Here is a 24,563-nt window from a genome sequence, read left to right on the forward strand (position 1 = left end):
TCCCGCGCCGGGGCCGCCGAGCCCTGACGCCGCGATTTGCAACGCCGTTCGCCACCGGCAGGGGCTTTGTGTAGCCAGGCGCGCCCGGAACAGGATGCGGCCCCATGGCGTTTGCAATCGTCTTGATACTGCTGGTGATCGGCTCGCTGCTGTTTCACCTGCTCAGCCCCTGGCAGGCCACCGAGGCGGCGTCCAACTGGGTGTCCATCGACACCGCCCTGCTGATCACCCTGCTCATCACCGGGCTGTTCTTCGTCGCGGTGTGCCTGTTCATGGTCATCGCCATCATCCGCTTCCGCCACAAGGCGGGGCGGCGGGCGGCCTACCAGCCGGAAAGCAAGAAACTCGAGTGGTGGTTGTTCGCCGTTACCAGCCTGGGCATCGTCGCCCTACTGGCCCCCGGCCTGGTGGTCTACGACGATTTCGTGCGGGTGCCGCAGGAAGCCCGCGAGGTCGAGGTGGTGGCCCAGCAGTGGCAGTGGGCCTACCGTTTCCCCGGCGCGGACGGCCGCCTGGGTCGCTCCGCCATCAAATGGGTCGAGCCGCGCAACCCCTTCGGCCTCGACCCCGGCGACCCGGCCGCGGCGGACGACGTGCTGGTGCAGGGCGGCGAGCTGCGCCTGCCGCTGGATCAGCCGGTCAAGGTGCTGCTGCGCTCCAAGGACGTGCTGCACAACTTCTACGTACCGCAGATCCGCGCCAAGATGGACATGGTGCCGGGCATGGTTTCCTACTTCTGGTTCACCCCGACCCGCCTGGGCCGCTACGAGGTGCTCTGCGCCGAGTATTGCGGCGTGGCCCACTTCAATATGCGCGGACGCCTGATCGTCGAGGAGGCCGAGGCCTTCGAGCAGTGGCTGGCCGGCCAGCCGACCTTCGCCCAGAGCCTGCGCGCCGCGCCGCCGAGCGCCGCCAGCCTGCTGGACAAGGGCCGCCAGCTGGCGCAGAACCTCGGCTGCCTGGCCTGCCACAGCCTCGATGGCAGCGCCAACCTGGCCCCGACCTGGCAGGGCCTGTACGGCAGCACCCGGCAACTGGCCGACGGTAGCAGCCTGCAGGCCGACGAGGCCTACCTGCGCGAATCCATCCTCGCCCCGCAGGCCAAGCTGGTGCAGGGTTTTCCGCCGGTGATGGTGGCCTACCGCTTGAGCGAGGAGGAACTGGCCGCCCTGCTCGCCCTGATCCAGTCGCTAAGCGACAAGGCACCGGCCACCGAGCACGACGCTGCCAGCCCGGCCGAACAAGGCCGCGCGCTGGCCGCCAGCCTCGGTTGCCTAGCCTGCCACAGCCTCGACGGCAGCGCCGGCATCGGCCCGACCTGGCGCGGGCTGTACGGCAGCACCCGGGATTTCGTCGACGGCAGCACGGCCCGGGCCGATGCGGCCTATATTGAAGAGGCGATACGCCAGCCCAACGCCCAGGTGGTGCAGGGCTATGCCGCGATCATGCCGGTCCTGGCCGTCGACGCGGCGCAGCTCGAGGCGCTGACCGCCTTTATCGCCTCCCTCGCCGACGGCTCCGACGAGGCCGCGGATCCCTCGCCCTGACTGCCTGACCAGGAGGATGACGCGATGGCCTATGCGCACCAAGCCGAAAGCACGGCCCTGCATGAGCCGCGCAGCTTCCTGACGCGCTATATCTGGAGCCAGGACCACAAGGTCATCGCCATCCAGTACGCGCTGACGGCGATCTTCGTCGGCCTGATCGCCCTGGTGCTCTCGGGCCTGATGCGCCTGCAGATCGGCTTTCCCGGCAGCCTGGAGTTCATGGACGCCAGCACCTATTACCAGGCCATGACCCTGCACGGCATGATCATGGTCATCTACCTGCTCACCGCGCTGTTTCTCGGCGGCTTCGGCAACTACCTGATCCCGTTGATGGTCGGCGCGCGGGACATGGTGTTCCCCTACGTCAACATGCTCAGTTACTGGCTCTACCTGCTCTCGGTGCTGGTGCTGCTGGCCAGTTTCTTTGTTCCCGGCGGCCCCACCGGCGCCGGCTGGACCCTCTATCCGCCGCAGGCGATCACCGCCGGCACCCCGGGCACCGACTGGGGCATAGTGCTGATGCTGGTGTCGCTGGCGATCTTCATCGTCGCCGCCACCATGGGCGGCCTCAACTACGTGACCACGGTGCTGCAGGCACGCACCCACGGCATGACCCTGATGCGCATGCCGCTGTCGGTGTGGGGCATCTTCATGGCCTCGATCCTCGCCCTGCTGGCCTTCCCGGCGCTGCTGGTCAGCGCGGTGATGATGCTGTTCGACAGCCTGCTCGGCACCAGCTTCTTCATGCCGGCGACCATCTCCCTTGGCCAGCCGCTGGAGCACGAGGGCGGCAGCCCGATCCTGTTCCAGCACCTGTTCTGGTTCTTCGGCCACCCGGAGGTGTACATCGTCGCCCTGCCCGCCTTCGGCCTGGTCTCCGACCTGATCAGCACCCACGCGCGCAAGAACATCTTCGGCTACCGCATGATGGTCTGGGCCATAGTCGCCATCGGCGTGCTGAGCTTCGTGGTGTGGGCGCACCACATGTACGTCAGCGGCATGAACCCCTACTTCGGCTTCTTCTTCGCCATCACCACGCTGATCATCGCCGTGCCCACCGCGCTGAAGGTGTACAACTGGGTGCTGACCCTGTGGCAGGGCGACATCCACCTGACCGTGCCCATGCTGTTCGCCCTGGCCTTCATCCTCACCTTCCTGGTCGGCGGCCTGACCGGGCTGTTCCTCGGCAACGTGATAGTCGACATCCCGCTGTCGGACACCTATTTCGTGGTCGCCCACTTCCACATGGTCATGGGCGTGGCGCCGATCCTGGTGGTGTTCGGCGCCATCTACCACTGGTACCCGAAGATCACCGGGCGGCTGCTCGACGACCGCCTCGGCCAGCTGCATTTCTGGATCACCTTCCTCGGCACCTACGCCATCTACTTTCCCATGCACTACCTGGGGTTTCTCGGCATGCCGCGGCGCTACTACGCCTTCGACGACTACGAGTTCATCCCGCAGTCGGCGCAGGACCTCAACGCCTTCATCACCGTCGCCGCCCTGGTGGTCGGCGTCGCCCAGCTGCTGTTCCTGTTCAACCTGTTCTGGAGCCTGGCCAAGGGCAAGCCCGCCGGCGCCAACCCCTGGCGCGCCGCCAGCCTGGAATGGCAGACCCCGCAGACTCCGCCGGTGCACGGCAACTGGGGCGCCCGCCTGCCGGTGGTGCACCGCTGGGCCTACGACTACAGCGTGCCAGGCGTGGAGCAGGACTTCGTGCCGCAGACGGTATCGGACGAGGAGCTGCAACGGATGAAGAACGCGGCGACGGAGCACAGGCCATGAACCGGCTCTTGCTGCGCGACGGCGAGGAACTCGGCCCCGGCGGCTGGCCGCAGACCCCGGAGACGACGCCGGCCGAGCGCCTGCACACCGCCCGGGTCGGCCTGCGCCTGCTGCTGGCGGCGATCAGCTCGCTGTTTCTGCTGTTCCTGCTGGCGTTGCTGATGCGCTCGCAAGTGGGGGACTGGCAGCCCTTGACCGACCCACTGGCGCCGCTGGCGCAGCCCTGGCCGCTGTGGGGCAACAGCGCCGTGCTGCTCGCCGCCAGCCTGTGCCTGCAGGGCGCCCGGCTGGCCGCGCGGCGCTCGCGAATGGCGACGAGCCAGCTGGCCTTCGCCGCCGGCGGGCTGCTGGCGGTGGTGTTTCTCCTCGGCCAGCTGTGGTTCTGGCAACGCGTCGCCGCCTGGGGCTATCCGCTCGCCGGCAACCCGGCCAACAGCTTCTTCTACCTGCTCACCGGCCTGCACGGCCTGCACCTGCTCGGCGGCCTGGCAGTCTGGGCCTGGGCCCTGGCCACGCGGCTGCGCCGGCCGCACGCCTTCGCCGTCGCCGTGGAGCTCTGCGCCAGCTACTGGCACTACCTGCTGGGGCTGTGGCTGCTGCTGTTCGCCGTGCTCACCAGCAGCCCGCAGACCTACCAGGCCATCGCCGCCTTCTGCGGCCTGAGGTGATCCGCCATGGCCAGTCGTCGCGAACACGCCACACCGGACACCGCCACGCCGCCCTGGCAGGCAGTCGCCGCCGACTGGGCCGCGGATAAGGAAGCCTTCCACCAGGTGCCCTGGGGCAAGGCGATGATGTGGATCTTCCTGCTCAGCGACACCTTCGTCTTCACCTGCTTCCTCACCGGCTACATGGCGGTGCGCATGACCACCACCGAGCCCTGGCCGAACACCAGCGAGGTGTTCGCCCTGACCATCGCCGGGCAGAGCATCCCGCTGATCCTGATCGCCATCATGACCTTCGTGCTGATCAGCAGCAGCGGCACCATGGCCATGGCGGTCAACTACGCCTATCGCCGCGAACGCGGGCGCACCGCCGCGCTGATCCTGGCCACCGCCCTCGGCGGCGCCGCCTTCGTCGGCATGCAGGCGTTCGAATGGAGCAAGCTGATCGAGGAAGGCGTCAGGCCCTGGGGCAACCCCATGGGCGCCGCCCAGTTCGGCGCCAGCTTCTTCATGATCACCGGTTTCCACGGCCTGCACGTGTCGATCGGCGTGCTCTACCTGTGCATCGTCGCCTGGAAGGTCTGGCGCGGGGCCTATGAGCGCACAGGCAACTACCAGAACGTCGAGATCGCCGGGCTGTACTGGCACTTCGTCGACCTGGTGTGGGTATTCATCTTCGCCTTCTTCTACCTCTGGTGAGGGACTCGCCATGGCTCAGACCCAGCAGCATCCGATCGGCCTGTACCTGAAGATCTGGGGCTTGCTGTTCGTCCTCAGCACGCTCTCCTACCTGGTCGACTACTTCCATCTCGCCGGCTACCTGCGCTGGTCGCTGATCCTGCTGTTCATGCTGCTCAAGGCCGGGCTGATCGTCGCCATCTTCATGCACATGGCCTGGGAGCGCCTGGCCATGGTCTACGCCATCCTGCTGCCGCCGTTGTGCCTGCTGGTACTGGTGGGACTGATGGCGAGCGAGGCGAACTACGTGTTTCTCAGCCGCGTGCTGTTCTTCGGCCAGGGGCCGGCGCCCGGCGCGCCGTGAGCGGCCGGGCGGACAGCGACTGGCTAGCTCAGATGGTGCGCTTGAACTGGTGCCAGCGCTGCAACCAGGCGACTATCCAGTGCGGCGCCGCCTCACCGGTGCCGGCATCGCTCAAGCGCGGATGATGGCCGACCACCTGGGCCAGCAGGGGCTCCTGCTCCGGCTCGACGTCGACGAAGAACACGTGCTTGCCGTCTTTCAGGTACTGGCGGAAGCGACGGAAATGCGCGTTGGGCACCTGAATACCGAAGAAGCCGCCTTCCCAGGTGCAGAAGCCGAACAGCACGATGGCCAGGAAGATGAACGGCATCCAACCCGCCGCGCTGGCCGTCCAACCCAGCCAATAGGCGGCGAGCAGCACCGCGGCGGCCAGCACCAGCCCGACCAGCGCGCCGATCTCGCCAGAGTGCACCACGTCCTGCTTCATGAAGGAGGGCACGTCATGCAGGTGATGGTGCTCCACCTCGGCGTCCTGCTCGCTGAGCACATGAATCTGCTCGGTGCTGATCCCTTGGGCTTCCAGTTCCTGCTCGACACGCTCGAGCTCGTCCAGGTTGTCGCTGATGTAGTAGTGCCGATTCATGACCCACCTCCCATCTCGCTTTGCCATGCTGCCGAGCGTCCCGCAGGCGCCGCCGGGTAGGCGGCTCGCCAGGCGGCGATTTGTCTATTTTTTGATCAGGATTGCAGTATAGCACCGCCGTTTTTTCGCCCCGAGACGCCGGACGACGGGCGATTGCGCGATTCTTGCAGCCGTCGCCGTGACAGCAGGCCATTCGTCTGCTACGCCTAGGGCAGAACAGCAAGAAAGGGGGGATTCGCCATGTCTACTCGCTATCGCCGCGCGCGCCAGGCAGGCCTGCTGAGCAACCTGCTGGCCCTGGCCCTGCTGACCCTGCCGCTGCCGACGCACGCCGCCAGCGGCGCCGTGCTCGCCGCAGACCAACCGCGCAGCCTGGTCGCCGCCGCCCGCCACTGAGCCGCTCGGCAACCAACAACGCCCCGTCCAGGTGCATGTCGCCGCACCTGCGCCTCCTTTTGCGGCAGCCAGCCGCCAGCGCAACGCCCGGAAACCCGCACCGCCAGGCCCATAGACGATTGGCGCGGCTCTTGCTTGGACCCTGCACAAGGTAGCCAACGGCGGCCACCTCCTTCACGACAAAGACGTCGCCTCACCTCGCCTCAACGGCCAGCGGTGAAGCGGCGTTTTTTTTCGTGTTCGCCCCAGTGTCCGGGGCCGGCGCAGGCGTCGCGATCCGAACCTGCACTGCAATCGTTCAACCCTGCTGTGGCCTCGGCCGCAGGGCCGCGCGCCACAAGTGCGCGGCCTCCCCGGCAGGCGCGGCCGCCGTGTCCACGACCACGGTCGGCCGCGCCGTGCCGGGCCCCTTCTCGCTGATGAGGTGATCGATGAATACAAGTTTCTGGAAAGCCGGCCACGCCCCCACCCTGTTCGCCGCCTTCCTCTATTTCGACCTGAGCTTCATGGTCTGGTACCTGCTCGGCCCGCTGGCGGTGCAGATCGCCACCGACCTCGATCTCAACGCCCAGCAGCGCGGCCTGATGGTGGCCACGCCGATTCTCGCCGGCGCCGTGCTGCGCCTGCTGATGGGCTTTCTCGCCGACCGCCTGTCGCCGAAGACCGCCGGCCTGCTCGGCCAGGTGGTGGTCATCGTCGCGCTGTTCTGCGCCTGGCAGATCGGCATCGGCAGCTACGAGCAGGCGCTGCTGCTCGGCCTGTTCCTCGGTTTCGCCGGCGCCGCCTTCGCCGTGGCCCTGCCGCTGGCCTCGCAGTGGTACCCGCCGCAGCACCAGGGCAAGGCCATGGGCATCGCCGGCGCCGGCAACTCCGGCACCGTGCTGGCGGCGCTGTTCGCCCCCGGCCTGGCGGCGCTGTCCGGCTGGCAGAACGTGTTCGGCTGGGCGCTGATCCCGCTGCTGGCGACCCTGGTGATCTTCGCCCTGGTGGCCAGGAACGCGCCGGAGCGGCCCAAGGCCAAGGCCTTCGGCGACTACCTCAAGGCCCTCGGCGACCGCGACAGCTGGTGGTTCATGTTCTTCTACAGCGTCACCTTCGGCGGCTTCATCGGCCTGGCCAGCGCCCTGCCCGGCTACTTCAGCGACCAGTACGGGCTGAACCCGGTGACCGCCGGCTACTACACCGCCGCCTGCGTCTGCGCCGGCAGCCTGCTGCGCCCACTCGGCGGCGCCCTGGCCGACCGCATCGGCGGCATCCGCTCGCTGCTGATGATGTACACCATCGCCTCGCTGTGCATCGCCGCGGTGGGCTTCAACCTGCCCAGCGCGACCGCCGCCCTGGCCCTGTTCGTCGCCGCCATGCTCGGCCTCGGCGCCGGCAACGGCGCGGTGTTCCAGCTGGTGCCGCAGCGCTTTCGCAAGGAGATCGGCGTGATGACCGGGCTGATCGGCATGGCCGGCGGCATCGGTGGCTTCTTCCTCGCCGCCGGCCTCGGCACCATCAAGCAGCACACCGGCGACTACCAGCTGGGCCTGTGGCTGTTCGCCAGCCTCGGCGTGCTGGCCTGGATCGGTCTGCACGGAGTCAAGCAGCGCTGGCGCACCACCTGGGGCAGCGCCGCGGTGACCGCCGCGCGGGTGTGAGCGAATCCTCGGCGATCCGCACCCTGCCATCCGAAGCGCCGAGGCAAATAAACGATCTGTGGAAACAGCCATGGCCCTGCAACTGAGCATCGGCGAGACCAGCGCCACCGGCCCGCGCAGCGAGAACCAGGACGCCCTGCGCGTGGTCACCCCGGCGCCGGCCCTGGCCGCCAGCAAGGGCTACCTACTGGGCCTGGCCGATGGCGTCAGTCAGTGCGCCGACGGCGGCCTGGCCGCACGCGCCACCCTGCAGGCGCTGGCCCTGGACTACTACTCCACCCCGGAAACCTGGCCGGTGCAGCACAGCCTGGACCGCCTGCTCAGCGCGCATAACCGCTGGCTGCAGGCCAATGGCGGCGGCCAGCCGCTGCTGACCACCCTCACCGCCCTGGTGCTGCGCGGCCGGCGCTACACCCTGGCGCATATCGGCGACAGTCGCGCCTACCTGTGGCGTGACGGCCAGCTGCTGCGCCTGACCGAGGACCATGTCTGGGAACAGCCGGGCATGCAGCACGTGCTCAAGCGCGCCATGGGCCTGGATCAGCACCTGGTGGTGGACTACCGCGACGGCGAGCTGCAGACCGGCGACCGCTTCCTGCTGGTCAGCGACGGCGTCTGGGCCTGCCTCAGCGACAGGCGCATCGGCGAACTGCTGCAACAGGGCGATGACGCCGAGGCGATCTGCCAGGCGCTGGTCGACGAGGCCCACCGCGCCGGCAGCCAGGACAACGCCAGCGCCCTGCTGGTGTACATCGAGCAATTGCCCGAGGCGGCGCTGGCCGACACCCTGGCCCAGCTCGAGCACTGGCCGCTGCCGCCGCGCCTGCGCGACGGCCAGGAGTTCGAGGGCTGGCAGGTCGAAGGCCTGCTCGGTGAATCGCGCCAGTCGCTGATCTACCGAGTGCGCGACGCGCACCATCAGCCCTGGCTGCTCAAGACCCTGCCGGCCAACCGCGCCGGCGAGGAGCAGGCCGGCCCGGCGCTGCTGCAGGAGGAATGGTTCCTGCGCCGCGTCGCCGGCCGCCACTTCCCCGAGCTGCACGCCCTGCCGCAGCGCCAGCACCTGTATTACGTGCAGCGCGAGTACGCCGGCCAGACCCTGGCCGCACGCCTGCAGCAGGCCGGCCCGCTGAGCCTGGCCGACTGGCAGGACCTGGCGCCGCGGCTGATCAAGGCCCTCGGCCTGCTGCACCGGCGCAATGTCATCCACCGCGACATCAAGCCGGAGAACCTCTTGCTCGGCGACGACGGCGAGCTGCGCGTGCTCGACTTCGGCCTGGCCTACTGCCCGGGCCTGACCCGCGACGAGGCCCATGCCCTGCCCGGCACCCCCAGCTATATCGCCCCGGAAGCCTTCGCCGGCAGCCCGCCCAGCGCCCAGCAGGATCTCTACGCGGCCGGCGTGACCCTCTATCACCTGCTCACCGGTCACTATCCCTATGGCGAGGTCGAGGCCTTCCAGCATCCGCGCTTCGGCCAACCTGTGCCGGCCAGCCGCTACCGCCCGGACTTGCCTGCCTGGCTCGATGAGGTCTTGAACCGCGCGGTGGCCGCCGCCCCGGCGCAGCGCTTCGAAACTGCCGAGGAATGGCTGCTGGCCCTGGAAAGCGGCGAGCGCCAGTCCATCGGCAGCCGCCCACGGCCGCTGCTGGAGCGCGAGCCGCTGCTGGTCTGGCGCACGGTGGCCTTGGTGTCGCTGCTGCTCAACCTGCTGCTGGCGCTGTTGCTGCTCAAATAGCGCCACTCGCACCAAAGCGGCGCAAAACGCCTCGCAAAGGTGCACGAGCAGGCTCGGCAGAAGCCGGCAAGTGCCTGAAAAGCCTGAAAAACCGTGATGTTGGAAAGTTGGCACAGGCGCTGCATTAGTCTTGGCACAAGTTGAATAAAGCGCGACCTTCAACGAAGAAGGCTGCACTTCCCGATCGAACGGGACCTGGACAAAGGCGTCCTCGCTAGGTGACTAGCGGGACGCCTTTTTTGTTTTTTTATGGCCTGCCATCCCTGGCGGCCACTCTTCGAGCCGTCGCGGAGCGACGTTAAAAATTGCTCCCGACAATTTTTTCGACCGTGATTTTTCTTCAGGAGATGGCCGGCATGCAAAAACTCAAGCTGGTGATGATCGGCAACGGCATGGCGGGTGTACGCACCCTCGAAGAGCTGCTCAAGCTCGCCCCCGATCTCTACGACATCACCGTGTTCGGCGCCGAGCCGCACCCCAACTACAACCGCATCCTGCTCTCGCCGGTGCTGGCCGGCGAGCAGACCTTCGAGGAGATCGTGCTCAACGATCTGGGCTGGTACGCGGAAAACGACATCAAGCTGCTGCTGGGGCGCAAGGTGGTCAAGATCGACCGCAAGAAGCGCCTGGTGATCGCCGACGACGGCAGCGAAGCCGAGTACGACCGCCTGCTCATCGCCACCGGTTCCAACCCCTTCATCCTGCCGATCCCGGGCAAGGACCTGCAGGGCGTGATCGGCTACCGCGATATCGCCGACACCCAGATGATGATGGACACCGCCAAGACCCATAAGCACGCGGTGGTCATCGGCGGCGGCCTGCTCGGCCTGGAGGCGGCCAACGGCCTCAAGCTGCGCGGCATGGACGTCACCGTGGTGCATCTGGGCGACTGGCTGCTGGAGCGCCAGCTCGATCGCACCGCCGGCGAGCTGCTGCAGAAATCCCTGGAAGACCGCGGCTTGAAGTTCCTCCTGCCCAAGCACACCGCCGAGCTGCTGGATAACGGCGAAGGCCGCGTCTGCGCGGTGAAGTTCAAGGACGGTGAGGTGATCCCCGCCGACCTGGTGGTGATGGCCGCCGGCATCCGCCCCAACAGCGACCTGGCCGAGAGCGCCGGCATCGCCTGCAACCGCGGCATCCTGGTCAACGACACCATGCAGACCTATGACCCGCGCATCTACGCCATTGGCGAATGCGCCAGCCACCGCGGCATCGCCTACGGTCTGGTGGCGCCTTTGTTCGAGCAGGCCAAGGTCTGCGCCAATCACCTGGCCCAGCTCGGTTTCTCCCGCTACCAGGGCTCGGTGACCTCGACCAAGCTCAAGGTCACCGGTATCGATCTGTTCTCCGCCGGCGAATTCATGGGCGGCGAAGGTACCGAGACCATCACCCTCTCCGACCCCATCGGCGGCGTGTACAAGAAGCTGGTGATCAAGGACGACGTGCTGGTCGGCGCCTGCCTGTACGGCGATACCGCCGACGGCGGCTGGTACTTCCGCCAGATCCGCGAGAGCCACAACGTCAGCGAGATTCGCGACCATCTGATGTTCGGCGAAGGCGCCATCGGCGACGTCGGCCACCAGGGCGCCGACAAGACCGCCAACATGCCCGATAGCATGGAAATCTGCGGCTGCAACGGCGTGTGCAAGGGCACCATCGTCAAGGCCATTCAGGAGAACGGCCTGTTCTCGGTCGACGAGGTCAAGAAGCACACCAAGGCCGCCAGCTCCTGCGGCTCCTGTGCCGGTCTGGTCGAGCAGATCCTGATCAGCACCGTGGGCGGCGCCGCCGACGTCAAACCCAAGAGCGAGAAGGCCATCTGCGGCTGCTCCGACCTCAACCACGGGCAGATCCGCAAGGCCATCCGCGAGCAGCACCTGACGTCCATGGCGCAGACCATGGCGTTTCTCAACTGGAGCACGCCCAACGGCTGCGCCACCTGCCGCCCGGCGCTGAACTACTACCTGATCTCCACCTGGCCGGGCGAGGCCAAGGACGACCCGCAGTCGCGCCTGATCAACGAACGCGCCCACGCCAATATCCAGAAGGATGGCACCTACTCGGTGGTACCGCGCATGTGGGGCGGCGTGACCAACCCGTCCGAGCTGCGCCGCATCGCCGATGTTGCCGACAAGTACAAGGTGCCCATGGTCAAGGTCACCGGTGGCCAGCGTATCGATCTGCTCGGCATCAAGAAGGAAGACCTGCCGGCGGTGTGGAAAGAGCTGGATATGCCTTCGGGCCACGCCTACGGCAAGTCCATCCGCACGGTGAAAACCTGCGTTGGCAGCGAGTTCTGCCGCTTCGGCACGCAGAACTCGACCCAGCTGGGCATCGACCTGGAGCACGACCTGTTCAATATGTGGTCACCGCACAAGGTCAAGCTGGCGGTCTCCGGCTGCCCGCGCAACTGCGCCGAGGCCGGCATCAAGGACGTCGGCATCATCGGTGTGGACTCGGGTTTCGAGATGTATATCGGCGGTAACGGCGGGATCAAGACCGAGGTTGCCGAGTTCTTCGTCAAGGTCAAGACCGCCGAGGAAGTGCGCGAGTACAACGCCGCCTTCCTCCAGCTGTATCGCGAGGAGGCCTTCTACCTGGAGCGCACCGTGCACTACATGCAGCGCGTCGGCATGGAGCACATCAAGAAGGCGGTGCTGGAAGACGAAGCCAACCGCAAGGCCCTGGCCGCGCGCCTGCACTACGCCCTGTCGTTCGAGCAGGACCCGTGGAAGGAGCGCATCGAGACGCCGCAACTGAAGAAAGAGTTCGACACCATCAAGGTGGTGCAAATCGAGGAGGCCACCGTATGAACTGGCTGGATATCTGCGCCCTGGACGAAATCAACGTGCTCGGCTCGCGCATCGTCAACGGCCCCAAGGGCGATATTGCCATCTTCCGTACCGCGGCCGACGAGGTCTTCGCCCTCGACGACCGCTGCCCGCACAAGGGCGGCCCGCTGTCCCAGGGGCTGATCTACGGCAAGCGCGTGGCCTGCCCGCTGCACAACTGGCAGATCGAGCTGGAAAGCGGCGAGGCCGTGGCACCGGATGTGGGCTGCGCGCACCGGCACCATGCGAAGGTGGAAAGCGGCCGCGTGCTGCTGGCCCTGAACACCGCCGCGAAGTGCGCCTAAGCCGTCCGGCGGCAGGCACGCGGTCTGCCGCCAGGCGTATTGCCTCCTAGGAGCTCCGAACATGGCCAACCCCACTCAAGTCACCGCCTCCACCTGCTGCTACTGCGGCGTGGGCTGCGGCGTGCTGATCGAGCACGACGGCGAGCAGATACTCGGCGTCGCCGGCGACCCCAGCCACCCGGCCAACTTCGGCAAGCTGTGCAGCAAGGGTTCGACCCTGCACCTGACCGGCGACCTCGACGCCCGCGCCCTCTATCCCGAGCTGCGCCTGGGCAAGGGCCTGGCCCGTTCGCGCACGGACTGGGACAGTGCCCTGGATCACGCCGCGACGGTGTTCGCCGAGACCATCCGCGAGCACGGCCCGGACAGCGTCGCCTTCTACATCTCCGGCCAGCTGCTGACCGAGGACTACTACGCCTTTAACAAGCTGGCGAGAGCATTGGTGGGAACCAACAATATCGACAGCAACTCGCGGCTGTGCATGTCCAGCGCCGTGGTCGGCTACAAGCGCAGCCTCGGCGCCGATGCCCCGCCCTGCAATTACGAGGACATCGAGCAGAGCGACTGCCTGCTGATCGCCGGCTCCAACATGGCCTACGCCCATCCGGTACTGTTCCGCCGCCTGGAAGAAGCCAAGGCGCGCCGTCCGGAGATGCAGATCATCATCGTCGATCCGCGGCGTACCGACACCTGCGAGCTGGCCGACCTGCACCTGGCGATTCTGCCCGGCACCGACGTCGCGCTGTTTCACGGCATCCTGCATCTCCTGCTGTGGGAAGGCTGGGTCGACCGCCGCTATATCGACGTCCACACCGAAGGTTTCGCGGCGCTGAAGAACCTGGTGCGCGACTACAGCCCGGCGGCCACCGCCGACATCTGTGGCATCAGCCTGGACGCCCTGCAGCGCTGCGCCGAGCTGATCGGCAAGGCGCCCTCCTTCCTCTCGCTGTGGTGCATGGGGCTCAATCAGTCCAGTGCCGGTTCGGCAAAGAACAGCGCGCTGATCAATCTGCACCTGGCCACCGGGCAGATCGGCAAGCCCGGCGCCGGCCCCTTCTCGCTGACCGGCCAGCCCAACGCCATGGGCGGCCGCGAGACCGGCAGCCTGAGCAACCTGCTGCCAGGCCATCGCGAGGCCGGCGATGCCGAGCACCGCGCCGAAGTCGCCGCCTACTGGGGCGTCGACGCCCTGCCGCAGACGCCCGGCCTGTCCGCCATCGAACTGTTCGATGCGGTGCACGACGGCCGCATCAAGGCGCTGTGGATCGCCTGCACCAACCCGGCGCAGTCCCTGCCGAACCAGAACAAGGTGCACGAGGCCCTGGCCGCCTGCCCCTTCGTCGTGGTGCAGGAAGCCTTCTTCACCACCGAGACCTGCCGCTACGCCGACCTGCTGCTGCCCGCCGCCAGCTGGGGCGAGAAGGAAGGCACGGTGACCAACTCCGAGCGCCGCGTCAGCCATGTACGCCGCGCCGTGCCAGCGCCCGCAGAGGCGCGGCCCGATTGGTCGATCACCTGCGATTTCGCCCGTCGCCTGGAAACTTTGCTCCGCCCCGGCCTGCCCAGCCTGTTCAACTTCACCAGCGCAGAAGCGCTGTTCGAGGAATACAAGCACCTGACCGCCCAGCGCGACCTCGACCTCTCCGGATTGAGCTACGCGCTGCTCGATGACCAAGGTCCCCAACAATGGCCGTTCCCGTCCGGCGCACGCCAGGGCACCGCGCGGCTCTATGCCGACGGCCGCTTCCCCACGGCCAGCGGACGCGCGCAGTTCCACGCCGACCCGTACCGCGCGCCGAAGGAAAAGCGCGAGGCGCGTTACTCCCTGACCCTCAACACCGGCCGCCTGCGCGACCAGTGGCACGGCATGAGCCGCACCGGCACCGCTGCGCGCCTGTTCGGCCATGTCGAGGCCGCCGTGCTCGGCCTGCACCCGGACGAGTTGCGTCGCCGTCGTCTGCAGGACGGCGACCTGGTCAGGCTGCGCAGCCGCCGCGGCAGCCTGATCCTGCCGGTGCAGGCCGATGAATCGGTGCGCCCAGGCCAGGCCTGGCTGCCAATGCACTGGGGCGACCGCTTCCTCAAGGGCCTGGGCACCAACGTGCTGACCCAGCCGGCCTTCGACCCGCTGTCCAAGCAGCCGGAGCTCAAGCACGCCGGGGTCGAGGTGGACAGGGTCGAGCTACCCTGGCAGCTGTTCGCCCTGGTCGAGGGCGAGGTGCAGAGCCGCTTCGAGGCCCTGCGCCCGCTGTTCGAGGACTTCGCCTACGCCAGCCTCACCCCCACCGGCCGCGAGCACCCCGCCCTGCTGATCCGCGCCGCCTGCGCCGTAGCGCCGCAGCCGGAGCTGCTGGCACAGATCGACCGCCTGCTGCGCCTGCACCAGGGCCCGGTGCTGGCCTACGACGACCCGCGCCGCGCGGTGGGCAAGCGCGTGCGCATCGAGGACGGCCGTATCGTCAGCATCCGTCTGGCCGGCGAAACCGCCGCCAGCGAATGGCTCAGAAGCCTGTGGCTGGACGGCCAGGCCGACGCCGACCTGCGCCGCTGGCTGCTCGCCCCGGTCTCCGCGCCGCCGGGCAACGCCGTTGCCACCACGCGCGGCAAGACCCTGTGCAACTGCCTGAACGTCAGCGAAAGCGCGGTGTGCGCCAGCATCGCTCGCGGTCTGGACCTGGACGGCCTCAAGCAGGAACTCAAGTGCGGCACCAGCTGCGGCTCCTGCGTCCCCGAAATCAAACGTCTGCTGGCTAACCAGCCGCTTGCCGTCAACGCCTAGAGGAATCCGATATGAGCGCAAAAGTCTGGCTGGTGGGCGCTGGCCCCGGTGATCCCGAGCTGCTGACGCTGAAGGCGGTCAAGGCCCTGAACCAGGCCGAGATCGTGATGATCGACGATCTGGTCAACCCGGCCGTGCTGGAACACTGCCCCGGCGCGCGCATCGTTTCGGTGGGCAAGCGCGGCGGCTGCCGTTCCACCCCGCAGGCCTTTATCCATCGCCTGATGCTGCGCTACGCGCGCCAGGGCAAGTGCGTGGTGCGCCTGAAAGGCGGCGATCCGTGCATCTTCGGCCGCGGCAGCGAGGAAGCCGACTGGCTCGGCGCGCACGGTATCGAGGTGGAGCTGGTCAACGGCATCACCGCCGGGTTGGCCGGCGCCACCAACTGCGGCATTCCCCTGACCCTGCGCGGCGTGGCGCGCGGCGTGACCCTGGTCACCGCCCATACCCAGGACGACAGCAGCCTGAACTGGGCGGCCCTGGCCCAGGGCGGCACCACCCTGGTGGTCTATATGGGCGTGGCCAAGCTGGTCGACATCCAGGCCGGCCTGCTCGCCGGCGGCATGAGCGGCGAAATGCCGGTGGCGATGATCGAGAACGCCTCGTTGCCCGAGCAGCGCGAATGTCGCAGCCAGCTGGCCAATATGACCGCAGATGCCCGTGCCTTCGCCCTGAAGAGCCCGGCCATCCTGGTGATCGGCGAAGTCGCCCGCACCAGCGCCCAGATCAGCATGCCCCAGCTCCTGCATGCCTGACCGCTTCGCGCTCCTGCGAAGTCGTTGTTTGCCCGCCGCCCCCTCGGCGGGCTTTTTTATTCCGGAAAAGAAAAAACCCGGCCGAGGCCGGGTTTTTTCTTAGCGCACCAGAAGCATTACTGCTGGATCTGGGCTTCCACTTCGGCTTCAACGCGACGGTTGACGGCGCGGCCAGCGTCGGTGGCGTTGTCGGCTACCGGGCGCGACTCGCCGTAACCGGCGGTGTTCACGCGGCTGCCATCGACACCGTACTGGTTGACCAGCACGTCGCGAACGGCGTTGGCACGACGCTCGGACAGACCCTGGTTGTAGGTGTCGCTGCCGACGGAGTCGGTGTGACCTTCAACGGTGGTGGTGGTCTGCGGGTACTGGTTCATGAAGTCGGCCAGGTTCTTGATGTCGCCGTAGCTTTCTTCTTTCACGCGGTCCTTGTCGAAGTCGAACTTGACGTCCAGCTCGACGCGTACGGCTTCCATTACCGGCTCCGGAGCGGGCTCGGGCATCGGCTCAGGCGCTACCGCGACAGGAGCCGGGGCCGGCTTGCCGCCGCCGAAGTTCAGACCGACGCCGACGCCGGCCTGCCACTCGGTGTCGCCCTGGTCGATGTTGTACAGAGCGTCGACGCCGGCACGGGCGTAGAACATCTCGGTGAAGTAGTACTTGGCACCGGCACCGGCGATGGCCAGGGTGGAGTGGTCACGGCCGCCACTGTTGGCGTCGCCGATGCTCTGATGGCCGAAGCCGGCAGACACGTAGGGACGCAGGCCCGCGCCCGGCTGACCGAAGTGGTAGAGGGCCTTCAGGTCGGTCAGGTTGCCTTTGATGTCCTTGCTGCCAGCAGCGCCTTCGCCACGCAGGTCGTGGTACTCGCCGTAGGACAGGGCCAGTTCGACATCGTCGGTCAGATAGTAGCCAATGCTGGCGCCGAACAGGTTGCCTTCATCGTGAGCGAAGTCACGCTGGGTGTCGGCGAAGTAGCGATTGACGAAGCCCTCCACCTCGACAGCGCCTTGGCCTTGCGCCAGCGCGCCGAAGGAAGTTGCGGCAACGAGAGAGCCAATGACTACGCCCAAGGTGTTTTTCAGTTTCATCCGTTAAATCCCCATCTTGGTGGTTAATAAGTTGCCTGCGGTTTCAGTCGGCAACTTGGCGACGAGTTTAGCAGGGTTCGTCCTTCCCTTAGTGGTCGGCTAGCTGAACTAAGTTTCGGCAGTGTCCGAAAATTTGTCGCGCAACCGATCCAAAGCTCGCTTGTAGCGCATTTTCGTGGCGCTCAAGCCCATATGCATGATGTCGGCGATCTCCTGGAACTCCAGCTCTGCGACAAAACGTAGCACCAGAATTTCCCGATCGATCGGGTTGACGTGCACCAGCCAGCGATCCAGACCGCCGCGCTCCTCGACTTTCGGCGTCTTTTCCTCGGACGCCTCTTCCAGCGGATCGAGACTCAGGGCGTCGATCAAACGCCGCTTTCTGCGCTCTTTGCGGTACTGGGTAATGCACTCGTTATAGGTGATGCTGTAGAGCCAGGTCTTGAACTTGGACTTGCCCTCGAAGTTCTTCAAACCATAAAGAACTTTCAGCATGACCTCTTGACAGACATCGTCGGCATCCCTTTCGTTCCCCAGATAACGCGCGCAGACATTGAACAGGGTGCGCTGGTAACGGCGCATGAGTTCTTCATAAGCACGGGTGATGTGGAACAACTCGTCGTGAGCGCGCGCCACCAGCTCCTCATCGGTGAGCTCGCGGGGGTCGTAACGCGTGGGCAAGGTTTGGGCTTTGTTCAAAACAAGTTGGGCCGAGAGTCGGGACGAAAACCGCCCAACAGGCTATACCTGTCGGGCGGCGGCATAAAGTAGCAGGATTGGCGCGTTAGCGACTGTTTACCCGTTGCTCGAGCATCACGCGGTTGGCCACCGAGACCAACTCACCCGCATCGGTTAACAGGATAGTCTTGACCGTGCCGATTTCCTCGATCTGGCCTTCGACCTCACCAACCTGCACTTGTTGCCCGACCTGGTACAACTCGCGCACATAAATGCCGGCCAGGATCTGGCTGGCGATTTCCCGACTGCCCAGGCCCAGGGCCAGCGCCACCGCCAGGCCGACCGAGATCAGCACGATGGCGATGACGTTGTTGAGCAGATCGGTCTTGACTTCCAGCTGACCGATGGCCACCGAGATGCTGATGATGATCACCAGGCCCTGGGCCACACGACCCAGGCCGTGGGCATAATCCAGGCCGACGCCCTCTGCCGCGCCACGCACCAGGCTGCTGACCAGCTGCGCCAGGAGCACGCCGGCGAGCAGCACCAGGGCCGCGCCGAATACCTTGGGCAAATACAGCGCCAGCACGTCGAGGGTGGCGGAAACCCGCTGCAGGCCGAGCGACTCGGCCGCCGAGACGAGGAAAATCAGCAGCACGAACCAGTAGACGATCTTGCCGATCAGGGTCGACACCGAAGCCTGGATGCCGACGCGCGCCAGCAGTTTGGTCAGCCCGGTGCCCATCATCAGGCGATCCAGCCCGACCTTGCCGAGCAGCTTGGACAGCAGGGTGTCGAGCAGCTTGGCGACGACGAAGCCGAGCAGCACCAGCACCAGGGCGACGAACAGGTTGGGAATGAAGCCGGCGACCTTGGTCCAGAGTGCGGTCATGGCGGCGATCAGGCTTTGGGTCCAGGGGTCGAGTTCCATTTCAATCGGCCTTATCAGCGGAAGCAGGGGAATGGGTACGGCGCGAAACCGGCGCGACATGCGCCGAGCCGTTGTTCAGGGCAATCATCAGGGCTTCGAGCCAGTGGCCCATCAGGCTGAACAGGTCGCCGGCGCCTACCTGACGGTTGGCGGTCTTGAGAACCCGGTGCAGGCAGGCATCGTCGTCATGATCGGACGACGACGACTTGAGCAAATCGCGTAGGGATTCTTCGAATGGATCGTGCATGCGCACCTCACGGGATGTCACGGCTAGACGCGGCGGCGAGCGGCCAAGTCACACATCACAGCCAGCGCCAGCGGCGGAACAGCCACAGCTGGCCGAGCGCCAGGGTCACCATTAGGCCGCAGGCGACGAAGAAACCGAGTGGGCTTTCGGCGCCGGGTATGCCGCCGACGTTGATGCCCAGCAGGCCGGTGAGGAAGGTCAGCGGCAGGAACAGCCCGGTGATGATGCTGAAGCGGTACATGATGCGGTTCATCCGCTCGCTCAGGCGCCGACTCTCCGCCTCCAGCACCAGGCTGACGCGCTCGCGGATCAGTTCCAGCTCCTCCAGGTAGCGGGTCAGGCGGTTGTTCAGCTCGTTCCAGTAATCGTCGTCGTCCTCGACGAACCAGGGCTGGCGGTTGCGCGCCAACTGGGCGTAGAGATCGCGCTGTGGCGCCAGGAAGCGGCGCAGGCTGGCCGCGCGCCGGCGCACCTGGAGCATCAGGCCGTGTTCGGGACGGTAGCGCTCGTCGGCATCCAGGCGATCTTCCTCGCCGTCGAGCAGCTCGCCCAATTCGGCGATCAGGTCGTCGACGCGATCGGTCAGGTAGCGCGCCAGCTCCAGCAGCAGCTCGGACGGGGTTTTCGGCCCCCTGCCCGCCTGCAGGTCCTCGATCAGCGCCTCGGTGGCGCGCAGCGGGCGCAGGCGCAGCGAGATGACCCGCCGCGCATCGGCGAAGATGCGCACCGAGACCATGTCTTCCGGCTCGGCGCCGGGGTTGCGGTTGACCCCGCGCAGGAACAGCAGCAGCTCGTCGTCCGGCAGCGGCAGCAGGCGCGGCCGGGTGTTTTCCTCGAGCAGCAGGTCGCAGCTGAACTCGTCCAGCCCGCTGTGTTCGCGCAGCCAGTGCTGCGCCTGGGGTTGGCTGCGATCCCAGTGCAGCCACAGGCTTTCCTGCTCGGCCAGCTGCAGACCGTCCAGCTCTTCGCCCGTGATGCTGCGTGCGCCGCCGCGTCCGTCGAGGACGAAGGCGTGCAGCAGGGCCGATTGCTGATCCTGCATGGGCTTATTCCGGCATGCTCAGGGCTTGCGGGGCGACGATGATGCCGTTGTTGTCGGCATACAGGTACTCGCCCGGGCGGAAGGTCACGCCGCCAAAGGTGACCGGCACGTTGAGGTCGCCGATGCCGCGCTTGTCGGTTTTCATCGGGTGGCTGGCCAGCGCCTGCACGCCCAGTTCGGTCTGGGCGATCACGTCGACGTCGCGGATGCAGCCGTATACCACTATGCCTTCCCAGCCGTTCTTGGCCGCCTTCTCGGCGAGCATGTCGCCGAGCAGGGCGCGGCGCAGCGAACCGCCGCCGTCCACCACCAGCACCTTGCCCTGGCCGGGCAGGTCGACCTGCTCCTTGACCAGCGAGTTGTCCTCATGGCACTTGATGGTGACGATCTGGCCGCCGAAGGAGTCGCGACCGCCGTAGTTGGCGAACATCGGCTCGACCACCTGGACCAGCTCCGGGTAGGCGTCGCACAGGTCGGGGGTGATGTAGTGCATGGCAAAACTCCTTTCAGCAATGAATGGGTGAGACGGCTAGAGGTCGACACCGATGCGGTCGCCGTCGTAGGCCGCGTGCAACAGGGACAACCCGGCGCACTGGGCGTTCAGCGCCTGCCCGCTGCGCAGGTCGAACTCGACGCCATGGCGTGCGCAGCACCCGGCCCTGCAGGCTGGCGTCGTGCAGCGGCGCGCCCTGGTGCGGGCAGCGGTTTTCCAGCAGCACCGGCTGCCCCTCGACCACCAGCAGCAACAGGCTGCGCCCGGCAACCTGGAAGCTGCGCCGGTAGCCCTCGTCGAGGTTGATCAGACGCTCCAGCGCGATGAACATGCCCCCTCCGGCGACTCCTGAAATGACCGCAAGCCTTTATCGCGTCACATCTTAACGGCATGCGCGCGGCGAAGGAACGCCTGCGCCGCCTCAAGTCCCCGTAGCAGAGGGCTGCTCGGCGAAACCCGCCGGCAGCTGCAGGTGGTTCAGCCAGTACTCGGCCAGCGGCCAGACCTCGCGCTGCGCCTCCTTGCTGACCAGCATCTCGACATGCCCGTAGTCGCTGGAGAAACCGCCCTGCTTGCTCAGCAGGAGGAACTGCTGCGGCGCCGCCGCGCATTGCTGCAGCAGCTTGCGGCAGGCCCAGGGCGGATCCTGGCGGTCGCCGGCGGCGGCCACCGCCAGCAGCGGCACCTCGACGCCGGCCAGGCCGGCCCACCAATCCTGCTCGCGGTCGCCGAAACGGCCGAACAGGCCGTGCCAGCGCAGGCTCTCCAGGGCGATGCCGATGGGTTCGTCCTCCGGCCCCTGCTTCATCCGCCGCCCGGAAATATAGGGCAGGCCCTTGAGCAGCAGACGCCCGCCCCACTCCACCGGCGGCAGCTTGAGCGGCCAGTGGACGCGGCTGATCTGGCTGCCGAACAGCGCCGCCGAGCGCACCTGCCGGGCGTCCAGGTAGCCGCCGCCGAGCGCCGCGGCCAGGGTGATGCCCCCCAGGGAATGACCTATCCAGTGGGCGACCTGCCCGTTCTGCTCGGCGATGAAGGCGGCAATGGCCGGCAGGTCGTGGCGCACGTACTGCGCCACGCTGTTGTGGCGGTAGCCCTCGTTGCGTGGCGACAGGCCGTGGCCGCGCATCTCGGCGATCCACACATCGAAACCGGCACGCGCCAGGTACGCGCCCAGGCCGACGCCCCTGGGCGAGTACCAGAAACGCCGGTTGGAAAAGCTGCCGTGCAGCAGCACCACTGGCACCCCGCGCGCCTCTTCGGCGCCGGCCAGGCCGAGACGGGTCAGGGCCAGCTCGACGCTGGAGTCCGGGCTGTTGTTGGGTTTGACAAGGTAGACGTCCTCGCTGAGATCGCCGCGCAATTCGGCGCTGATCAGGGCGACGGGGAAAAGCTCACTGCTGCTTTGCATGGATCGGACGACCGGAAGCGCTTACACGAAATATTGCCGGGAGAGATCGTTTCACAGCGGCTTGCAAGACGGCGGTGCACAAAAAAGGGCGGGATCGACCCGCCCTTTGTCGCCGTCAGGCACGGCCTCAGGCGGGTTGAGTCTCGGCGAGGAAGAACCAGGTGTCGAGCACCGAGTCCGGGTTCAGCGAGACGCTCTCGATGCCCTGCTCCATCAGCCACTTGGCCAGGTCAGGGTGGTCCGAGGGACCCTGGCCGCAGATGCCGATGTACTTGCCGGCCTTGTTGCAGGCGGCGATGGCGTTGGCCAGCAGCTTCTTCACCGCCGGGTTACGCTCGTCGAACAGGTGGGCGACGATGCCGGAGTCGCGGTCCAGGCCCAGGGTCAGCTGGGTCAGGTCGTTGGAACCGATGGAGAAGCCGTCGAAGAACTCGAGGAACTCCTCGGCCAGGATGGCGTTGGACGGCAGCTCGCACATCATGATCACCTTCAGGCCGTCCTGACCGCGGGCCAGGCCGTTGCTGGCGAGCAGCTCGACCACTTGCGAGGCCTCGCCCAGGGTGCGCACGAAGGGCACCATGATCTCGACGTTGGTCAGGCCCATCTCGCCGCGCACCTTCTTCAGCGCGCGGCATTCCAGCTCGAAGCAGTCGCGGAAGGACTCGCTGATGTAGCGCGAGGCGCCGCGGAAGCCGAGCATCGGGTTCTCTTCTTCCGGCTCGTAGAGCTTGCCACCGATCAGGTTGGCGTATTCGTTGGACTTGAAGTCCGACAGCCGCACGATGACCTTCTTCGGCCAGAAGGCTGCGGCCAGGGTACTGATGCCCTCGACCAGCTTCTCGACGTAGAAGTCCACCGGATCACCGTAACCGGCGATGCGCTTCTCGACGCTGTCCTTGATCTCGGCCGGCAGACCGGCGAAGTTCAGCAGCGCCTTGGGGTGCACGCCGATCATGCGGTTGATGATGAATTCCAGACGGGCCAGGCCCACGCCTTCGTTGGGAAGCTGGGCGAAGTCGAAGGCGCGGTCCGGGTTGCCGACGTTCATCATGATCTTGAACGGCAGCTCGGGCATGGCGTCGACCGAGTTCTTGCGAATGTCGAAGCCCAGCTCGCCTTCGAAGATGAAGCCGGTGTCGCCCTCGGCGCAGGAGACGGTGACGCCCTGGCCGTCTTTCAGCACCTGGGTGGCGTTGCCGCAACCGACCACGGCCGGAATGCCCAGTTCGCGGGCGATGATCGCCGCGTGGCAGGTACGCCCGCCGCGGTTGGTGACGATGGCGCTGGCGCGCTTCATCACCGGCTCCCAATCCGGGTCGGTCATGTCGGAGACCAGCACGTCGCCCGGCTGCACCTTGTCCATCTCGGAGACGTCGTGGATCACCCGCACCTTGCCGGCGCCGATGCGCTGGCCGATGGCGCGGCCTTCCACCAGTACGGTGCCCTTCTCTTTCAGCAGGTAGCGCTCCATCACGGTGGCGCTGGCGCGGCTCTTCACGGTTTCAGGGCGGGCCTGGACGATGTACAGTTTGCCGTCGTCGCCGTCCTTGGCCCACTCGATGTCCATCGGCCGGCCGTAGTGCTTCTCGATGATCAGTGCCTGCTTGGCCAGCTCGCTGACCTCGGCGTCGCTGATGCAGAAGCGCGCGCGCTCGGCGCGGTCGACTTCCACGGTCTTGACCGAGCGACCGGCCTTGGCTTCGTCGCCGTAGACCATCTTGATCGCCTTGCTGCCCAGGTTGCGACGCAGGATCGCCGGGCGGCCGGCTTCCAGGGTCGGCTTGTGCACGTAGAACTCGTCGGGGTTGACCGCGCCCTGCACCACGGTTTCGCCCAGGCCGTAAGCGCCGGTGATGAAGACCACGTCACGGAAGCCGGATTCGGTGTCGAGGGTGAACATCACGCCGGCAGTGCCGGTTTCCGAGCGCACCATGCGCTGTACGCCGGCGGACAGGGCGACCAGCTTGTGGTCGAAGCCCTGGTGCACGCGGTAGGCGATGGCGCGGTCGTTGAACAGGGAGGCGAAGACTTCCTTGGCCGCGCGGATCACGTTGTCCACGCCGCGGATGTTGAGGAAGGTCTCCTGCTGGCCGGCGAAGGAGGCGTCCGGCAGGTCTTCGGCGGTGGCGGAGGAACGCACGGCCACGGCCATGTTGTCGTTGCCGGCGCTCATGGTGGCGAAGGCATCACGGATCTGCTTGTCCAGTTCGGCCGGGAACTCGGCGTCCATCACCCACTGGCGAATCTGCGCACCGGTCTTGGCCAGGGCGTTGACGTCGTCGACGTCGAGGGCATCGAGGGCCGCGTGGATCTGCGCGTTCAGGCCGCTCTGCTCGAGAAAGTCGCGGTAGGCCTGAGCCGTAGTGGCGAAACCGCCGGGAACCGAGACACCGGCACCAGCCAGGTTGCTGATCATCTCGCCGAGGGATGCGTTCTTGCCCCCCACATGCTCAACATCGTGATTGCCGAGCTTATCGAGGGAAACTACGTACTCTACCAAGGTGATCTCTCCACTAACGGTGTTGGAAAAGCTCAGGGGGCTCTGGAAGGTCCGGCGAACTCAAGATCGCGAGATTGTGGCCTGGCCCTTGTATAAGTAAC

At 66.7% G+C, this 24,563-nt stretch carries 22 protein-coding genes; 12 read left to right on the forward strand and 10 right to left on the reverse strand.

What is annotated here, in order from left to right:
• Positions 1–104: 104 nt before the first annotated feature.
• Genes ACIGFL_RS21235 through ACIGFL_RS21255 form a run of 5 tightly spaced genes read left to right on the forward strand, consistent with a single transcriptional unit; the run spans position 105 to position 5,039 of the window.
• Positions 105–1,547 (forward strand): c-type cytochrome, encoded by a 1,443-nt coding sequence (locus ACIGFL_RS21235; protein ID WP_397498468.1) that lies wholly within the window; start codon positions 105–107, stop codon positions 1,545–1,547.
• Positions 1,548–1,571: 24 nt separating this feature from the next.
• Positions 1,572–3,332, forward strand: coding sequence for a cytochrome c oxidase subunit I (ctaD, locus tag ACIGFL_RS21240; protein ID WP_397498469.1), 1,761 nt, complete (start codon positions 1,572–1,574; stop codon positions 3,330–3,332).
• Positions 3,329–4,000 (forward strand): cytochrome c oxidase subunit 3, encoded by a 672-nt coding sequence (locus tag ACIGFL_RS21245; protein ID WP_397498470.1) that lies wholly within the window; start codon positions 3,329–3,331, stop codon positions 3,998–4,000. The genes ctaD and ACIGFL_RS21245 overlap by 4 nt, the downstream gene beginning before the upstream one ends.
• A gap of 6 nt (positions 4,001–4,006) precedes the next feature.
• Entirely contained in the window at positions 4,007–4,696 is a 690-nt protein-coding gene (locus ACIGFL_RS21250) for a heme-copper oxidase subunit III family protein (protein WP_122109775.1), read from the forward strand.
• Positions 4,697–4,706: 10 nt separating this feature from the next.
• Positions 4,707–5,039, forward strand: a complete 333-nt coding sequence (locus tag ACIGFL_RS21255; RefSeq protein WP_021444949.1) for a cytochrome C oxidase subunit IV family protein — start codon at positions 4,707–4,709, stop codon at positions 5,037–5,039.
• Positions 5,040–5,067: 28 nt separating this feature from the next.
• Here the strand turns inward: ACIGFL_RS21255 and ACIGFL_RS21260 are convergent, their stop codons facing one another.
• Positions 5,068–5,622 carry a hypothetical protein gene (locus tag ACIGFL_RS21260; RefSeq protein ID WP_021444948.1) on the reverse strand — a complete coding sequence of 185 codons (555 nt, stop codon included), beginning with the start codon at positions 5,620–5,622 and terminating at the stop codon, positions 5,068–5,070.
• A gap of 240 nt (positions 5,623–5,862) precedes the next feature.
• Here ACIGFL_RS21260 and ACIGFL_RS21265 point away from each other — a divergent pair, with 240 nt between their 5' ends.
• From ACIGFL_RS21265 to cobA, 7 genes are all read left to right on the forward strand, one after another.
• On the forward strand, positions 5,863–6,018 hold the full coding sequence (locus ACIGFL_RS21265) for a hypothetical protein (RefSeq protein ID WP_178082579.1): 156 nt from the start codon (positions 5,863–5,865) through the stop codon (positions 6,016–6,018).
• Between the two features lie 431 nt (positions 6,019–6,449).
• Positions 6,450–7,661: a NarK/NasA family nitrate transporter gene (locus ACIGFL_RS21270; protein WP_021442821.1), complete on the forward strand. Its 1,212-nt coding sequence runs from the start codon at positions 6,450–6,452 to the stop codon at positions 7,659–7,661.
• Between the two features lie 70 nt (positions 7,662–7,731).
• Complete coding sequence (locus ACIGFL_RS21275; protein WP_397498471.1) at positions 7,732–9,399, forward strand: protein kinase; 1,668 nt, start codon at positions 7,732–7,734, stop codon at positions 9,397–9,399.
• Between the two features lie 356 nt (positions 9,400–9,755).
• Complete coding sequence (nirB, locus tag ACIGFL_RS21280) at positions 9,756–12,212, forward strand: nitrite reductase large subunit NirB (RefSeq protein ID WP_397498472.1); 2,457 nt, start codon at positions 9,756–9,758, stop codon at positions 12,210–12,212.
• Positions 12,209–12,535 (forward strand): nitrite reductase small subunit NirD, encoded by a 327-nt coding sequence (nirD, locus tag ACIGFL_RS21285; RefSeq protein ID WP_397498473.1) that lies wholly within the window; start codon positions 12,209–12,211, stop codon positions 12,533–12,535. Before nirB ends, nirD begins: the two co-directional genes overlap by 4 nt.
• A 61-nt stretch (positions 12,536–12,596) precedes the next feature.
• Complete coding sequence (locus ACIGFL_RS21290) at positions 12,597–15,314, forward strand: molybdopterin-dependent oxidoreductase (RefSeq protein ID WP_397498474.1); 2,718 nt, start codon at positions 12,597–12,599, stop codon at positions 15,312–15,314.
• Between the two features lie 11 nt (positions 15,315–15,325).
• Positions 15,326–16,069, forward strand: coding sequence for a uroporphyrinogen-III C-methyltransferase (cobA, locus tag ACIGFL_RS21295; protein WP_397498475.1), 744 nt, complete (start codon positions 15,326–15,328; stop codon positions 16,067–16,069).
• Between the two features lie 116 nt (positions 16,070–16,185).
• Here the strand turns inward: cobA and ACIGFL_RS21300 are convergent, their stop codons facing one another.
• From ACIGFL_RS21300 to ppsA, 9 genes are all read right to left on the reverse strand, one after another.
• On the reverse strand, positions 16,186–17,160 hold the full coding sequence (locus ACIGFL_RS21300; protein ID WP_397498476.1) for an OmpA family protein: 975 nt from the start codon (positions 17,158–17,160) through the stop codon (positions 16,186–16,188).
• A 108-nt stretch (positions 17,161–17,268) separates the two neighbouring features.
• Complete coding sequence (gene sigX, locus ACIGFL_RS21305; RefSeq protein ID WP_397484892.1) at positions 17,269–17,859, reverse strand: RNA polymerase sigma factor SigX; 591 nt, start codon at positions 17,857–17,859, stop codon at positions 17,269–17,271.
• Between the two features lie 85 nt (positions 17,860–17,944).
• Complete coding sequence (locus ACIGFL_RS21310; RefSeq protein ID WP_021443662.1) at positions 17,945–18,769, reverse strand: mechanosensitive ion channel domain-containing protein; 825 nt, start codon at positions 18,767–18,769, stop codon at positions 17,945–17,947.
• Position 18,770: 1 nt separating this feature from the next.
• Positions 18,771–19,022, reverse strand: coding sequence for a CrfX protein (locus ACIGFL_RS21315; protein WP_397498521.1), 252 nt, complete (start codon positions 19,020–19,022; stop codon positions 18,771–18,773).
• 49 nt (positions 19,023–19,071) lie between these two features.
• The gene (locus ACIGFL_RS21320) at positions 19,072–20,058 is read right to left on the reverse strand and encodes a zinc transporter ZntB (RefSeq protein WP_397498477.1); all 987 of its coding nucleotides are present in this window, start codon (positions 20,056–20,058) and stop codon (positions 19,072–19,074) included.
• Between the two features lie 4 nt (positions 20,059–20,062).
• Complete coding sequence (gene rraA, locus ACIGFL_RS21325; protein ID WP_397498478.1) at positions 20,063–20,551, reverse strand: ribonuclease E activity regulator RraA; 489 nt, start codon at positions 20,549–20,551, stop codon at positions 20,063–20,065.
• Between the two features lie 13 nt (positions 20,552–20,564).
• Positions 20,565–20,882: a Rieske (2Fe-2S) protein gene (locus tag ACIGFL_RS21330; protein ID WP_397498479.1), complete on the reverse strand. Its 318-nt coding sequence runs from the start codon at positions 20,880–20,882 to the stop codon at positions 20,565–20,567.
• Positions 20,883–20,972: 90 nt separating this feature from the next.
• Positions 20,973–21,962: an alpha/beta fold hydrolase gene (locus tag ACIGFL_RS21335; RefSeq protein ID WP_397498480.1), complete on the reverse strand. Its 990-nt coding sequence runs from the start codon at positions 21,960–21,962 to the stop codon at positions 20,973–20,975.
• 127 nt (positions 21,963–22,089) lie between these two features.
• On the reverse strand, positions 22,090–24,462 hold the full coding sequence (gene ppsA, locus ACIGFL_RS21340; protein ID WP_031303835.1) for a phosphoenolpyruvate synthase: 2,373 nt from the start codon (positions 24,460–24,462) through the stop codon (positions 22,090–22,092).
• Between the last annotated feature and the right edge of the window lie 101 nt (positions 24,463–24,563).

It is taken from the genome of Pseudomonas sp. NPDC077649 (genome assembly GCF_044542855.1).
Lineage (GTDB): Bacteria > Pseudomonadota > Gammaproteobacteria > Pseudomonadales > Pseudomonadaceae > Aquipseudomonas.